At 44.0% G+C, this 15,726-nt stretch carries 13 protein-coding genes; 4 read left to right on the forward strand and 9 right to left on the reverse strand.

The annotated features are described in order from the left end of the window. Positions 1–99: 99 nt before the first annotated feature. The gene (locus ACPEGP_RS04510; protein ID WP_423814069.1) at positions 100–2,319 is read right to left on the reverse strand and encodes an ATP-dependent helicase; all 2,220 of its coding nucleotides are present in this window, start codon (positions 2,317–2,319) and stop codon (positions 100–102) included. 358 nt (positions 2,320–2,677) lie between these two features. Between ACPEGP_RS04510 and ychF the strand changes: the two genes are divergently transcribed. The 3 genes from ychF (at position 2,678) to ACPEGP_RS04525 (ending at position 6,254) form a co-directional block, all read left to right on the forward strand. Next, positions 2,678–3,769 carry a redox-regulated ATPase YchF gene (gene ychF, locus ACPEGP_RS04515; protein ID WP_423814070.1) on the forward strand — a complete coding sequence of 364 codons (1,092 nt, stop codon included), beginning with the start codon at positions 2,678–2,680 and terminating at the stop codon, positions 3,767–3,769. A 170-nt stretch (positions 3,770–3,939) separates the two neighbouring features. Further along, positions 3,940–5,412: a deoxyguanosinetriphosphate triphosphohydrolase gene (locus ACPEGP_RS04520; protein WP_423814245.1), complete on the forward strand. Its 1,473-nt coding sequence runs from the start codon at positions 3,940–3,942 to the stop codon at positions 5,410–5,412. Positions 5,413–5,573: 161 nt separating this feature from the next. Continuing rightward, positions 5,574–6,254, forward strand: a complete 681-nt coding sequence (locus ACPEGP_RS04525; protein WP_191692145.1) for a TetR family transcriptional regulator — start codon at positions 5,574–5,576, stop codon at positions 6,252–6,254. A 47-nt stretch (positions 6,255–6,301) separates the two neighbouring features. Here the strand turns inward: ACPEGP_RS04525 and gspK are convergent, their stop codons facing one another. The 8 genes from gspK to ACPEGP_RS04565 all read right to left on the reverse strand — a co-directional run bounded on the left by gspK (position 6,302) and on the right by ACPEGP_RS04565 (position 14,409). Then, on the reverse strand, positions 6,302–7,426 hold the full coding sequence (gene gspK / locus ACPEGP_RS04530; RefSeq protein WP_423814071.1) for a type II secretion system minor pseudopilin GspK: 1,125 nt from the start codon (positions 7,424–7,426) through the stop codon (positions 6,302–6,304). Between the two features lie 12 nt (positions 7,427–7,438). Further along, a complete protein-coding gene (locus ACPEGP_RS04535) occupies positions 7,439–8,389 on the reverse strand; it encodes a type II secretion system protein GspJ (RefSeq protein ID WP_423814072.1) in 951 nt (316 codons plus the stop codon). Then, complete coding sequence (gspI, locus tag ACPEGP_RS04540) at positions 8,386–8,865, reverse strand: type II secretion system minor pseudopilin GspI (RefSeq protein WP_200663613.1); 480 nt, start codon at positions 8,863–8,865, stop codon at positions 8,386–8,388. Before gspI ends, ACPEGP_RS04535 begins: the two co-directional genes overlap by 4 nt. Before the next feature lie 3 nt (positions 8,866–8,868). Next, positions 8,869–9,576: a prepilin-type N-terminal cleavage/methylation domain-containing protein gene (locus ACPEGP_RS04545; RefSeq protein ID WP_423814073.1), complete on the reverse strand. Its 708-nt coding sequence runs from the start codon at positions 9,574–9,576 to the stop codon at positions 8,869–8,871. Between the two features lie 202 nt (positions 9,577–9,778). Then, on the reverse strand, positions 9,779–10,462 hold the full coding sequence (locus ACPEGP_RS04550; protein WP_068405549.1) for a TetR/AcrR family transcriptional regulator: 684 nt from the start codon (positions 10,460–10,462) through the stop codon (positions 9,779–9,781). 232 nt (positions 10,463–10,694) lie between these two features. Continuing rightward, positions 10,695–11,483 carry a TatD family hydrolase gene (locus tag ACPEGP_RS04555; protein WP_423814074.1) on the reverse strand — a complete coding sequence of 263 codons (789 nt, stop codon included), beginning with the start codon at positions 11,481–11,483 and terminating at the stop codon, positions 10,695–10,697. 193 nt (positions 11,484–11,676) lie between these two features. Continuing rightward, positions 11,677–13,464, reverse strand: coding sequence for a GspE/PulE family protein (locus tag ACPEGP_RS04560; RefSeq protein WP_423814075.1), 1,788 nt, complete (start codon positions 13,462–13,464; stop codon positions 11,677–11,679). Positions 13,465–13,533: 69 nt separating this feature from the next. After that, positions 13,534–14,409: a TrmO family methyltransferase domain-containing protein gene (locus tag ACPEGP_RS04565; protein ID WP_423814076.1), complete on the reverse strand. Its 876-nt coding sequence runs from the start codon at positions 14,407–14,409 to the stop codon at positions 13,534–13,536. 445 nt (positions 14,410–14,854) lie between these two features. Between ACPEGP_RS04565 and ACPEGP_RS04570 the strand changes: the two genes are divergently transcribed. Continuing rightward, entirely contained in the window at positions 14,855–15,628 is a 774-nt protein-coding gene (locus ACPEGP_RS04570; protein ID WP_144296434.1) for a ferredoxin--NADP reductase, read from the forward strand. Positions 15,629–15,726: the final 98 nt, after the last annotated feature.

Raw genomic sequence — 15,726 nt, forward strand, 5'->3', positions numbered from 1 at the left:
TTATGCGTTTAATTGAAAGCTATTTCTGATAGGAATAATGTAGAAATTATTAAGAAATTAGACCTATTTTGGCTAATCAAAATGCAAGGAATAAACCAATCACCACCAAATTGGATCCTCACTTGCTAGTGTTTCTAAAAGCTTCTTGCCAGTCTCGACCGTCAACTTATCGGCAGGTAGCTCAGCGATGAACCGTGACGGCTTATCAAAGTAACCCGAATAGCTTGAGAAATACTCGGGCGCAGTTAAAAATAATCTGCTCTTAGCACGGCTACAAGCAACATAAAACAGCTTACGCTCCTCCTCTAACTCTTCAAAATCACTGAGCGAGCGATAGTGCGGCGTCATACCATCGACGAGAGAGTTGACAAATACCACTGGCCATTCAAGCCCTTTGGCACTATGAATGGTAGAAACGGTAACTTTATCATTACTATTTTCGTCTTTTTCAGGCTCGCCTGCGGTAGCAACTGAATCATTGGGCGGATCGAGGGCAAGATTTTCTAAGAATTTATCGAGGCTGTCGTACTCTGTTGCTAGGTTTTTAAGCACACGAAAATCTTCACTACGCTCGCGCCAATTCTCTTCAATCGTTTTTAATACAGGAATATAAAACGCTAAAATTCGCTCAATTACTATTTCCACTGACTCTGCCTGACTGGCTTTGGTTAAAGTCGTATGCAATGATTTAAGCTGTGGGCTTTTCTTTGCAAATGATGGTGCTAATAGCGGCTCGAAAGTGTTGTTGTTAGCGTTACTATTAACATCGCTATTCACATTGTTATTTACATTATTATTCACATTGTTATCGGCATTAATCGCTTGGGTTAAGCGCGTCGCCGTCACTGCTCCTACTCCTTTAAACAAGGTTAAAATACGGTGCCATGCAATGGTGTCATTTGGGTTATAAAGTATTTTGACAAAGGCTAAAACGTCCTTGATATGACGCCGCTCAATAAAGCGAATGCCGCCCACGACGATAAAGGGAATATTGCGTTCCATAAATTCAAGCTGAACGTAGTTGGATTGAAAAGATGTGCGGCACAAGACAGCAAAATCCTGATAATCATAATCTGGTTTTAATTCGATGATTTTATCTGCAATATATTTAGCCTCTTTTGTTTCATCACTTAAACGGCGAAATATTGGCTTGATGCCTTCTATAGATGCGCTCGAGTACAATTGCTTTTGATAGCCCAAGGTAATTTGCGCCGATAAAGCATTGATATAATCAAGCACCGCTGGCGTACTGCGATAATTTTGCTCTAGCTTAATCAGTTTTGCTTCGGGGTAGCTTTCGCCAAATAGTAAGATATTTTCATAATTGGCACCGCGAAAAGCATAGATGCTTTGGTTGTCATCACCAACGACCATCAGCGATACCGACGCCGGCGCACAAATGAGGTCAATCAGCTCTTTTTGCGGAATATTGGTGTCTTGGTATTCATCGACCATGACATAACGATAGTGCTGTTGCAGTAGCTTTCGAAAGGTGTCATTGTGCTTTAGATGGCGCACCACTTGGCTGATGATGTCATCAAAATCATATAAATGATTGGCACGCTTATATTCATGAAAGTCGACCGCCAATTGCTCAATAACTGGAATATGCACGGCGATATCAGGATAACTGCTTTCGATTAAGTCGCGAATATGAATGCGCCGATTTCTAGAAGTTGAAAATATATTTTGCAAGGTTTTTTTGCGCGGAAACGCCTGATTGGTTATTTTGGTCGGATACTTTTTTTCTTTATTAATCAAATCAATCGCATCTTCACTATCGCCGGTATCTAAAATCGTAAAGCGCGGATTGATACCAAGTAGCCCAGAATATTGGCGCAATAACATATTGCAAAATGAGTGAAAAGTGCCGCTAGTGATATCATTTAGCGCCTTACCATTTATGTGACTATCATCTAGACGGCTTGCCAGCAAAGTTCTAGCGCGACTTTTAATTTCATTGGCCGCCTTGCGGGTAAAGGTTAATAGCAAAATCTCTTTTGGCGCGACGCCATTTTCTATCAAATAGCTGGTTCTATAAGTCAAGGTTTTGGTTTTACCAGAGCCTGCACCGGCGATGACCAATACTTTGCCCTCAATAGTCGTGGCAGCCAACAACTGGTTAGGGTTCAGCTCACGAGCGTAATCCACTTGTAACCCTAAATGACTGGCAAGCCGTCGCTCTAATATTTCAGCATCCGCATTTATCAAGTTGGCCTCGAGCTTTTTAATCGCCTGCTCAAGCCGCGTCAGCTTGGGTTTCATGTCAACGAAATTTTGCGGATAATTATAATGGTGGGTAGCAAAAATGGTGGTCATTATTAAAATTGCCTTTGGTATGGTTTATCGTGCTGGCTATTGATGACAGCGCAGCAGCATGCATCATCATTTATAGGTAGTAGCTTATCATAATAGACAGGGCGCTGAGGGTCGTTGATAACGAACACTCATATGAAACGATGGTATTAAAGGATGGTATTAAACCGCGGTATTAAACAGGTTACTAAGTATTGTGATTGAGCGTAAAAATTAAAATAGCAAGCACAACAACCTCACCCATTTTGGCTGAAATTTGCTACAATATGCCCAATTTTGAGTTCCTATTTTACCAAGCTTTATACTGACTAAATACCAAGTCTGTTATTGCCTGATTTTATTAATATATTGAGAGCATGTTATGGGTTTTAATTGCGGCATCGTCGGTCTACCAAACGTGGGTAAATCCACCCTGTTTAACGCCTTGACCAAAGCGGGTATCGCCGCTGAAAACTTCCCTTTTTGTACCAAAGATCCCAATACCGGTATTGTTCCTGTGCCAGATCCACGCCTAAAAAAATTGGCTGATATCGTCAAGCCCGAGCGCGTATTGCCGACAACGATGGAATTTGTCGACATCGCAGGTTTGGTCGCTGGCGCCTCAAAAGGTGAAGGTATGGGCAATCAGTTCTTGGCTAATATTCGCGAGACCGATGCGATTGCCCACGTGGTACGCTGCTTTGATGATGACAACGTCGTCCACGTTGATGGCCGCGTCAGCCCTATCGATGATATCGAAACCATCAATACCGAATTGGCATTGGCCGATTTAGAGGCCGTTGAGCGCGCTATTACCAACTTAAGCAAAAAAGCCAAAGGTGGCGACAAAGATGCGACGGCTATGCTCGATATTTTCAAAAAAATCGAGCCTTTATTAGCAGAAGGTAAAGCGGCTCGCGGTGCTAACCTAGACAAAGACGAGCAAAAACTGATCAGAAGTTATGGTCTGATTACCTTAAAGCCAACGATGTATATCGCTAACGTGAGCGAAGATGGCTTTGAAAATAACCCATATCTAGATGCAGTGCGTAACTATGCCACTGGCGAAGATTCTATTGTCATTGCCCTATGCAATCAAATCGAATCTGAAATTGCTCAGCTTGATGAAGATGACAAAAAAGACTTCCTAGCTGAAATGGATATGGAAGAAGCTGGTCTTGATCAAGTGATTCGCGGCGGTTATGATTTGCTTGATATGCAAACGTATTTTACGGCAGGCGTCAAAGAAGTCCGCGCTTGGACAGTCGCTGTTGGTGCCACCGCTCCTGAAGCCGCTGGGGTGATTCATACTGATTTTGAACGGGGTTTTATCCGCGCTGAAGTCATTGCATATGATGACTTTATCGAGTATGGCGGCGAAAAAGGCGCAGCAGCAGCCGGCAAATCACGCTTAGAAGGCAAAACCTACATCGTGCAAGATGGCGATGTGATGCATTTCCGCTTTAACGTTTAATATTTACAAGTACAAGCGGATTGAATGTTTACATAGTCTTAGTAGAGAACAACCAAAAGCCAGCTTCAACGCTGGCTTTTTTTATTATAATAAAGGGAATAACATTAAAATAATTAAATTCTCGAACAACAACGATAAAATAAAATGATAAAAATAACGGGCGATAAATGATGACTGCTTCTGTTAATCAAACCACGAATTCCAGCGATCATTGGGCAAAACTATTTAGTGCTCAGCGTTTAGGCAGTCATAAAAAAGCCCCTGCCGAGGACAGCGCACGCTCATCCTTTCATAAAGACTATGACAGACTGGTATTTTCACACTCCTTTCGCCAGCTCAATCAAAAAACTCAAGTCCATCCCTTAACTAATCAACTAGGTATTCATACGCGGTTGACACATTCGCTAGAAGTTTCTTGTATTGGTCGCTCTTTAGGTATCATGGCGGCAGAGAAGCTGCATGATAAGTTGGGCGGCGGTTTACCGAATGGCGTCACGCCCGCTGATGTCGGTGTCATTGTCCAAGCAGCTTGCCTTGCCCATGATATTGGCAACCCACCGTTTGGTCATGCCGGAGAGTACGCCATTCGTGACTGGTTTATGCATCCTGACCGTAAGCAAATCTTGCAAAATCTGAATAATAACGAGCAATTAGATTTACTGGCTTATGAAGGCAATGCACAAGGATTTCGTATATTAACCCGAAATGAGCACCACCCTGATTTAGGTGGTATGCGCTTAACCTGTGCTACTTTGGGCGCGTTTATGAAGTACCCTTGGCTTGCGACCCATAGCAATCCCGTTTATCAAGACAGCTCTATTGATCAAAACAACTGCATTTACCAAGGCAATCACACCACTAACATGCAAAAATTTGGCTGCTTTTATAGTGAGGCAGCGCAGTTAGAGCAGTTGGCAGAAACGTTAGGCTTGCCATATTCAAAGCAGCACGATGGCTTTGCTCGTCATCCGCTAGCCTATTTATTAGAAGCGGCAGACGATATTTGCTATGCGCTGATAGATTTGGAGGATGGCATCAATTTGAATATGCTAAGCTATGCAGAGGTTGCGGCGATTTTTTATGAGCTGATTGGCGAGCGCCCTGATACGCTTATTCTACCCACTCAAGTATCAGTCAGACAGCATTTGGCATCGCTGCGGGCACGTGCAATGATGCGTTTGGTCAATGCCGTCACCGATGCCTTTGTAGCCAATAGTGATACTATGTTGGCGGGGATGCTACCAGGCAGCTTGTTTGCGCACTGTGAGCCGAGCGTACAAAGTGGCATTAACCAAGCTAAGCAATTGGCACGCGAAAAGATATTTAATCACCCAAGTAAGGTACGCATGGAGCTGATGGCCAATCAATGCTTGCAGCGCCTGCTCGATGCTTTTATGCCACTCGCCTGGATAAAACAGACAAATGAGGCAAATGAAACCGATGCGCCGATAAGCCAAATATCCTTTGAGCAGCAGCGTTTGCTAAAATTACTCCAGCCGCATCTCGATGAACACCGCCGGACTCTAGCAGATAATACCTATGATAATATGCTTAATGTTTTAGACTTTATAACCGGTATGAATGACCATGAAGCCTATCGACTGGCACAAGAGCTACAAGGACATTGGGGCACCATTGTTTAAACAACATGTTTAAGCAGCTCGTTTAAAAAGAAGTTTAGAGACAATTTAAAACCGAGCCAAACCAAAATTTAAGCAAACCATTAACGATAATCCTCTATTTTATTCGTATTTTCGCAATGAAATGAGTATGATAGACATCTATCAGGTAATTTTGAAATATTATGAGTAGTCGCGAACAAAAGAAACTTCAAACACGGCACGCTTTTTTTAATGCGGTGCTCGATTTGTGTATGACAGGACAGTCTTTTAGCTCAATCAGTCTCAGGCAAGTCACGCGTGAGGTTGGCGTGGTGCCGACCGCCTTTTATCGCCATTTTGATGACATGGAATCGCTTGGTCGCGCCTTAGTCATCGAAGAGTTGGGCGGTACGATGGCAACGTTAAGTGAAAACTTGCAAATTGGGCGCAAACGCAGTTTTGAGCGTCAAATCGCAAAAAGCATCCAAATGTTTTTATATATGGTCAGCGAGCAGCCTTGCTACTGGCAGTTCTTAGTCAGTGAACGCTATGGCGGCTCAGAGGCGGTACGCAAAGCCATCAATGAGCTGATTAAAAAACACGGCCAAAACCTAGCAGAAGACTTAGCGCTACAGCCGGCATTTACCCACATCAATACTTATGATCGTAGACTGTTGGCGGAAGCTGGGGTCAATATGTTTTTTTCTTGGATTATTGACTGGCTCGAGCTAACCTATACCGAAGATCATGATGATGAGGTCGACTTGGCTGAGATTGAAAAGAAAAAACAGCTGATGCTGCATAATTGCACGCGCCAAGCACAAATGCTGTTTTATGGTGCCTATAACTGGAAATCTACCGAAGAAACCCGTTTAAATGATTAATTAGACTTAATTTTTGCATGCTATTTATTACTAATTATCTATAACCATTAGAAAATTGGCCTAAACGCCCAAAGTCGCTGCGTTAGCACACGCACCTCTTTGGGCTTTTTATTATCAGCGTTATTAGCATTGCCATTAGCGTTGTTAGCATCACTGCTGTTTTCATTACCATTATTATCGCTGCTATTTGCTGCGTCGCCATCAGCGGCCGTTTTGCTAATAATAATAGTCGCAAAGCGTTGTCTTGCTTGACCAACCGTCGCATTATCAGAGGCGGTAATAAGTGCCATAAAGGCTTGGCTATCAACCGCTAGTAATGGCGTCAAGGCTTTGCGCTCCTCTTCTTTTACACTACTTAATACGGGCAGTTGCCAAACATCTTCGACAGAGCTAAAGGCTTGTTTTGCTCGCAACTCAATGATACTCTGCATTTGCTGGCTGCTCGCACCTTCTACCAAGGCAGCAAACAAAACGGGACTGGCGGTATTAATATTAATGGGTAAATAATATGGCACCGCCGTGATATAGGGACGCAGTGTCGCCAATACTTGCGCATCAACGCCCTTTACCTCTGCTAATTGATCGATACTAAGCAATGCTTGGTTGGGTAAAGCTGTATCCGCGCCGCGATTAGACTGCTGAGCATAAACCACACTTTCATCACCGCCATCTTGGTAGACCTCGCTGTCGGCATCTTGATAATCAAGTATCGCAACGGCGGTATCAGGCTCTAAATTTAGCTGTGTAAGCAGTCTTTGAAAGACGGCCAAGGCAGCAGTATCGACAGCGCCATTATGATATAAATTATTAATATTAAAACGACTGCCCTCATCGCGTAATTCGATGTCGATACTATGTCCGCCTAGGGTGTAAGGCGGTATTGGCTGCGCCCAAATATCCTGCTCGCTATCAGTATCATTTAATTTGGCATCAGCACGAATCAAGGTAACCGCCAATTGCTGACCTGCATTAATATCTTGTAAGAGTTGGTTTTGGTCAAACAATAAGCCGCTACGCCGAATGGCAATCTTTTGGCTAGCAAGCATTGCCCCTGCAACCACAGTAATACTAACCACCAATAATAAAATAGTTAGCAGTGCGACGCCACATTGAGAATTGGCTTTTATAGAGGTTATAGGCATCGTTGGCCCTATTTGTGGCTTGTTTGACATAAATAGCCTCTATCATTGACCAAAAGGGGTATTTTCAGTAGCGTTCCCTGAGCTATTATTGGCTGCATTGCCATTGGCTTCGCTATCGTTATTGGTGCCACCATTACTGTTGCCGTTATTGTTGTTATTACTATTGCTATCGCCATTAGAATTGTTAGGCGTATTTTTATGACTGGTATTTGTACTGACATTTGGTATTGGCTGCGGCGTCAGTGCCCATTGCCAAGTGATCGGCATATCTTGATACGTAAAGTTGAGCACAACCCCTTTTGGTAACAGTATAATCTCAGACGTGTTATTGGGTGAATTCGTCAACTGCGCTGATATGGTATTGTTATTAATGCTGCTGCTGTCTTTATTGGGAAATTTGGCACTTAATTCAGGTAAATAAGCTTGCCAACGTCCAGCCGTAACGCCTTCAAGCAACACACTATCTAGGCTAATGCTGTCACTGCCACCGGCAAGACTGGTATATTGACGACGAATTAAGCGTTCATCAGCAAAAATGTATTCGATATGCTGCAAACTCGCGCTGCTTTGATAACGTGGGTCAGGGTCGGCAAAACGAACAAAGCTGATACGTGCGCCTTCTAGACTCATGAAAGGTTCGGGCGCTGGTGCATTTTCTTGATTGCTATTGTTGGCGTTGTTATTACTACCATTGTTATTTGCGGTATTGTTGGTTGTAGCGTTATTGGTTGAGGCGTTATTGGTTGAGGCGTTATTAGTTAAAGAATTAGCACCCTGCGTATCCACTGCCTGATAGGGAATCATTTGGTTCATATCTTGCTGTAATTGCAAATAGGCATATTGCAGAACTGCTAAATGATCCGCATGAAACTGCGCCCGTTCGCGCGCACGGTTAACGCCATCAAACACTTGCCAGCCAGCCACCGCTAACATGGCAAATATCGCCATCGCCACCATCAGCTCAAGCAGAGTAAACCCATGATTTGATTTCATGGATTGCCTCCATTAGGGTCTAGTTGGCTCAAATCCAAACTACCAACCTCTTGCTCAGCATTACTTAACATCACGTTGATATCCGTCACTGCGCTGCGTGTTTGTCCGTCTATAATGGGCGCAACAGCGATATTTACTTGCTTTAATGCAGGTGTGATGGCATCGGTGGCAGTCATTGTCACTTGCCAATCACGACCTTGAGCATTGATGGTTTGTGTTTTGTTGGCCGTCAGCCACGTATCTTGAATATGCAAGTCCGCTGCCGCGTTTTGTGCGACAAACTGCGCTAGCGTGCGAGTACGTAAAACATCAACTGAGCTTAAATACGCACTACTCGCACGGCTCGCGGCAACGGCAACGACGGCCAAAATTGCTAAAGCAACCATGACTTCAATCAGGGTAAATCCTTGCTCATGCCTTGATATAACAGGCTTTGGATTTGTGTAGGTCGATTTGGCTTTATCTTTGTTAATCATCAGCTACAGCCCTTGTCCTATCGAGATACTACCATCGGGCATAATTGTAATGACTTCACCCACCAAACGCGAATTATGACGCACCTCAATCGTCACCGGCGTGGCCTGACCTGTGCCAAACCATAGTACTTGCGGTACGTTTTGGTCGGTAAACCATGGCTGCAGTGCTTGTGTTTGGCCTGCGGTTGTTTGCCTCCCTGCATCTAGGCTTTGCACGCTTAAACTCATGCCAGCAGGCAATTCAGGCAGACTAACTTCTGGCTCAATCTCCCAGCTTGGTGTGGGCACTTTATCTGAAGCAGCACCTGACATACTCGTCAAATCTGCTGACAGCTCCATGGCGTTCTTAGGCGTACTATCGCCTCTAGAAGACGTAGAATCTTGAGTTTGATAGGCAATATACGGGTTTGATAGCGTGACAATGACAGGCGCAATTTGACCTTGTTTATCGGCTTGTAAGCTTAGACCCATGGGCTGCATACGCTCAGCCGATAAAAGCCGTACATAGCTCAATGAATCCGTTAAATGCTCATAAAAAGCACGGTTTTTGCGTGACTCACTACTACCGACCGATAAGCTCATCATCCCAGCAAATATGGATAGAATAACGACCACCACTACTATTTCAACAAGGGTAAAGCCCGCTTGCCCGATATGGCTGCGTGCGTGAAAGGCTGTTATTGAAGATATCGAGGAAGTCGGTTTTGACATACAGAAGTCATCTAGAATGGCGTCACCTTATTAAAAATAACGCTATATTGAATGGTATACAAACGACGAAAGACATGACGAGTTACAAAAACTATGACTTCGTACACGTGTTAAAAGATAATTTAACGTGTTGCCATACAGAAGATAGCAACACGGACCGTTATAAAATAATAGCTGACTGTGTTTAAAATAGAATAAAAAGCTAGTAATTGGTATTACGGTGCTCTTCTGATTCAGTATCGATTTGCTCTACCAATTCTTGCATATCTTCATCCATGACTTCATCATCGGCAGCTGGATAATGGCTTGGCAACTCAAGCATTTGCTGCACAAAAGCATAACGCAAGGTATCACGGCGACCTAAGTAGCGCTGATAAAAACTTGAGTTTAATAATCCTGCGCCGCCCTGACCCATCGCCCAAATCGAGGACAAATAATCACGCGTACTTAGACTACTATGCTGCTCTTGAAGATACGCACTGATAATATCAATCAAACGCTTCATGCGCTGACGACGAATATCGTAAAGCTCACCGAACAGGCGGTTCAGACCCGTCACTGATGCTGCCAAACGCTCTTCGATTTGGTTAAGGAGCATGGCTTTTTGCGGATTAAATAGTTGCTGGAAAATCATCCGCGCAACACCAGCCGATGGACAGTCATCAATACGATTGATCTCAAACAATTGCTCTTCATAACGGATAATAATACGCAGGTAGAGCTCATCTTTACTGGAGAAATGCTTATATAAGGTGCCTTTAGCCAAATCAAGCTGGTCTGCCAAACTGTCCAAAGTGATATCACCATCGCCTGACTCAAGTAGCAATTGCTCCGCCATCGCTAAGATATTTTCTTCTCGGGCCTTGAACTGGTGCTGACGACTCATAATTTCTCCTAAAAACTGACAATATCATGCATACCGCCGTCCCTTTTGTCAGTGTACTGGCAGCACGCTTATAAATTTTATAACGGCTACGCCAATACCATCAAAGGCAATATGCTTATGTTTGCTAAATAGTCATTGATAATCATAGGGTTAAGTTCAGCATCAAAAACACATTCAACACAGAACTACAAGACAAGCCTATAAATGACTGATTGGTCATAGCATAACCATTTTAGTGATACTGTGCCAGTAAATTTTCAAAGTTTTTTGCAGTCAGCGCGCCGACTTCCTCGCCACTACAGCCATATATCTCGGCAAGATAGCTTGCCACGTATGGCACGTATGCCGGCTCATTAGGCCTGCCACGTTTAGGCACGGGTGCTAAATATGGGCTATCGGTTTCGATAAGTATTCTGTCTTTGGGCATGTTTTTTGCGGCATCTTGAATCATTTGCGCACTTTTAAAACTGACGATGCCTGAGAAGGAGATATAAAACCCTAAATCTAGCGCTCGTTTTGCCGTCTCCCAGTCTTCAGTAAAGCAATGGATAATACCGTGTTCAGCGCCTTCTGCTTTTAGGATATCAAGCGTATCTTCTTTGGCGTCACGCATATGCACGACAAGCGGTTTCTTTAGCTGTTGGCTGGCATAGATATGACGCGCAAGGCTAGCTTGTTGCTCTTTTTTATTTTCCGTCGACCAGTAATAGTCCAGCCCCGTCTCCCCTATCGCCCACACGTTCTCAGCATCAGCCATTTCTATCAAGCGCTCAACTGTCGCTGACTGCAATACGCCGATATCTTCACAAGGATGAATACCGACGCTCATACCAAGATTTAGCGTCTCGTCATTATAAGTGCTGACGATATTGGCAATCTCATCGTATTCAGCAAAATCACACATAATCGCCATCGCACGATTAACATTCGCCTCTTTCATCGCCGCAATCGCGCCGGACAATTGACCATCATACTTGGTTAAATCCAAACGGTTTAGATGGCAATGCGTATCTGTAAACATAAACAATCTCGTTAATAAGAATCAATAAATAAAATTATCTTAAAATATGGATTTGGTAATAGTAATAGTATTAATTGCTCTGATAAGCTGGCTTTTCAAGTCGTGTTTAACAAACGTCTATACAAAGGCTTTTTATCAGAGCATTTTTTTAAAGAATGGTTTTTTTGAATGAGGTGTATTTTAGAGACATCCTTTAATGCAGCGGCACCACACGCATCACCTCTTCTATGGTTGTTAACCCTTCGCTAATACGCTTTGCTCCCGATAAACGTAGCGGCTGCACACCTTCGCGGTACGCTTGCTGCTTCAACGTATCCAAATTAGCATCGGCGGCGACCAGTTTTTTTAGCTCATTGGATAACGGCATAATCTCGTACAGACCAACGCGGCCTTGATAACCCGTATGGCGACAGTGCTCACAGCCCTGCGCCTTATAAACTTGTGTTGGTACAGGCGCGCGCCAAGGCTGCACCAGCTCTTGCCATTGAATGGCTATCTCACTATCTGGCGTCACATCAAGCGCTTGCTTACAATGCGGGCATAACGTCCGTAATAATCGCTGTGCCATGACGCCCAATATCGTTGCTGAGGTTAAGAACGGCTGAATACCCAAATCATGCAGACGAGTAATAGAGCTTGGTGCGTCATTGGTATGCAACGTTGATAGCACCAAATGCCCCGTCAAAGACGCTTGCACGGCCATATTGGCGGTTTCGGCATCGCGAATCTCACCGACCATAATAATGTCTGGGTCTTGACGCATCAAAGAACGAATACCGTCGGCAAAATGCAAATCAACCCCTGGATTGACCTGCATTTGATTAAAGGCCGGCTCAATCATTTCAATCGGATCTTCAATGGTACAGACATTGACCTGCTCGGTGGCGAGCTGCTTGAGCGTACTATATAAGGTGGTGGTTTTACCAGAACCCGTCGGACCCGTCACCAAGATAATCCCATTTGGATGCGCGGTCAGCTCGTGCCACGTTTCAAGCTGCTTACCCGACAGGCCAAGTTGGGCAAACGAGCGCACCAGTACTTCTGGGTCAAATACCCGCATGACGAGCTTTTCACCAAAGGCAGTCGGCATAGTAGAGAGACGCAGCTCAGTCTCTAAGCCTTTGGGCGTACGGGTTTTTAGGCGTCCATCTTGCGGCTTGCGCTTTTCTGCGACATTGAGCCGCCCCAAGATTTTAATGCGTGCAGTCACAGCGACGATGATCGCCAGCGGCATCTCATAAACGCTATGCAGCACCCCATCGATACGAAAGCGCACTTTTCCAGTCTCACGGCGCGGCTCTAGATGAATGTCGCTTGCGCGCTGCTCAAAGGCATATTGCAATAGCCAATCGACCACTTTGACGATATGTTGGTCATTGGCATCGGGATTGGCATTATCTCCGAGCTGCAACAACGCTTCGACATTAGTGACGTCAGACGCCGCGCGCTTATGTAGGGAGTTCGCGCCAGCAATCGCTTGCGTGACTTGATAAAACTCTTGCCGATAGCGATTGATTTGTTCAGGATTGATAAAGACCGTACGATAGCTTTTTGATTTAATGAGCTTTTCGATATTGCCATGCCAATCGGTATAAAATGGCTGGTCAGTACCAATAACCACTTCATCAAGCGTCACTTCAATCGGTAAAATATGCTGCGAACGCGCATACTCAAACGACATCAGCTGCGTCACTGCTGGTACATCGACCTTTAACGGATCAATACGCACCAGCGGCATATCTGCTTTGGCAGCCAACCATTGATTAAGCCATGCTAGCGTCAATTTATTCTCAGAATTATTATTAAGCGCGTGACCATTTGGCAGCCCAAACTCGCTAATCGTAATCAGCGGATGCTGCGCCTTGTTACGGCGACTGGTAATGACAAGGTTATAGCCGCGTTGATCAATCACCCTATCTGCCAATAATTCATCTAGGCACCAACGCAAATCAATCACTATCGAATATTTTTGAACAGGCATGGTTGTCTTCTTTTAAAGGTTTATTCTTATGAGGTTTAAGGCATTTGGCAGCGGCGATTTTTACTTTCATTATACTGTGACAATATTCATTATCTGCAATTCACCTGATTCTAGCAATTTAAAACTGACATCAACCGATTTATAGCGCATAACAAATGACGACTCTGTCTCTGTACGTCGATAAGCAGGGCGCGGGTCTTGCGCTATCAAAGCTTTGATAGTATCAAAATCAGATATTACTAACTGCTTTTGAGTTTTATCAATGACTGCTTTAACGGATGAGTGCTTATTTTGCGCATTTTCTTCCGCTGCATTATCTGCACTTTGAATGGCGATAATTTGCCCAAATTGCTCATAAGCCGATTCGGTAATCGTCACGTCCAACAAATGCGGCGCCGAAGGCGCAAAACCGCTTTTTGCTTCAGGCAAGGCATCACTATAAGCCACATAAGGCTTGATATCGATGATGGGCGTCCCATCTATCATATCAGCACCGCTGATAATAAGTAACACTCGACCTTCTACCATCTCAATGCGCTCAAGCTTTACCACAGACAGTCCAAGCGCGGATGGTCGATACATACTGCGACTGGCAAATACGCCTATTTTTTGATTGCCACCCAAACGCGGCGGACGCACTTGCGGGCGAAAATTACTATCATTTTTGTCTTGCTGCTTATTATTGAGTGAATGCTTGTCTTTATCTAACTTGTCTTTATATAAATAGTTATGATGAAACTGCCAACTGATCCAAATATGACTAAAATCCTCCAGTCCGACAAATGCCGCTGGCGTGTCATACGGCGCGAGCATTTCAATCACACTAGTCATAGCAACCAAATTTGGCTGCCTCGGTGCGCCAAACTTTTGTGACAGCGGCGCACGGTGGTAACCGATAATGGGCGATATATGATAGTTAATAGCGGCGGAAGTCTGACAAGTCATAAATCAAGTTCCAAAAGTAAATAGCTGATAATACATGGCATGCGGCAATGATAGAAAATTACTCGCTAACGATATTCCATTTTATCATGGTACAGACAGGCAGCTAGGCGGATTTTTATTTTAAAGTTTGTTATGATGAGCGAGAAATTTATTGAGAATGGCTTGCATTCATAACGCACACGTCTAAAAGTACAAGCAGCAAAGTTTACTTTTACCGGCAGCGCCGTTGTTTGCTATAATCTGACGCCTTATAAAACCTGATAATAATGTTAAAATAACGGTTTTTTATCCGTGTCATTTGCTTAGCATGTCATTTGCTTAATTAGCCTGAACTGATAATTGATAAGCGCTTAATCTTATTCACACTTTTTATTACCTTAAAAATTTTTGCTTACCACCATTTTTAATGGGCGAATACACATTACCACTTACTAACGAGGGCTTTATGTCAAAACTCCGCACCGAAACGGTCACTGAGGTTCATCACTGGAATGACTCTCTATTTAGCATCAAAACCACGCGCGACGATGGCTTACGCTTCCGTAATGGCGAGTTTGCGATGATTGGTATCGTTGTCGATGGTAGACCGCTATTGCGCGCTTACTCGATTGCCAGCCCCAACTACGAAGAGCATTTGGAATTTTTCTCTATTAAAGTTCAAGACGGTCCGCTAACCTCGCGCTTGCAGCATATCAAAGTGGGCGATGAGTTACTGGTCAGTAAAAAACCGACTGGCACGTTGGTCTTAGATGATTTGTTGCCGGGTAAGCACTTATATATGCTCTCAACCGGTACAGGACTTGCGCCATTTTTAGCGTTATCACGCGACCCTGAAGTCTATGAGCGTTTTGACAAAATCATTTTGGTACACGGCGTACGTCAGGTCAAGGATTTGGCTTATCGCGAAATGTTCGAAGAAGAGCTGCCAAACGATGAAATCTTTGGTGAAGAGTTCCGTGAGAAGTTTATCTACTACCCGACCGTCACGCGCGAAGAGTTTAGAAATACCGGCCGTATCACTGATCTGATGAAATCAGGTAAATTCTTTGAAGATATCGGTCTACCGCCAATGAATAAAGACGATGACCGAGTACTTATCTGCGGTAGTATGCCATTTAATGCGGATATCTCTACAATTTTAGACGACTTCGGTCTCACCGTCTCTCCACGTATGGGCGTACAAGCGGATTATGCCGTTGAACGTGCCTTCGTTGGTTAAAAATGAATTTTTATCTTAAATATAATAAATAATTCTTGACGGCTAAAAATAGCCTGCTATAATACGCAGCCTATACAGAGTTAACCTTGTAGCCCAAT

The sequence above is a fragment of the Psychrobacter sp. 219-2-C genome (assembly GCF_049560815.1).
In the GTDB taxonomy this organism is placed as follows: Bacteria; Pseudomonadota; Gammaproteobacteria; order Pseudomonadales; family Moraxellaceae; genus Psychrobacter; species Psychrobacter faecalis.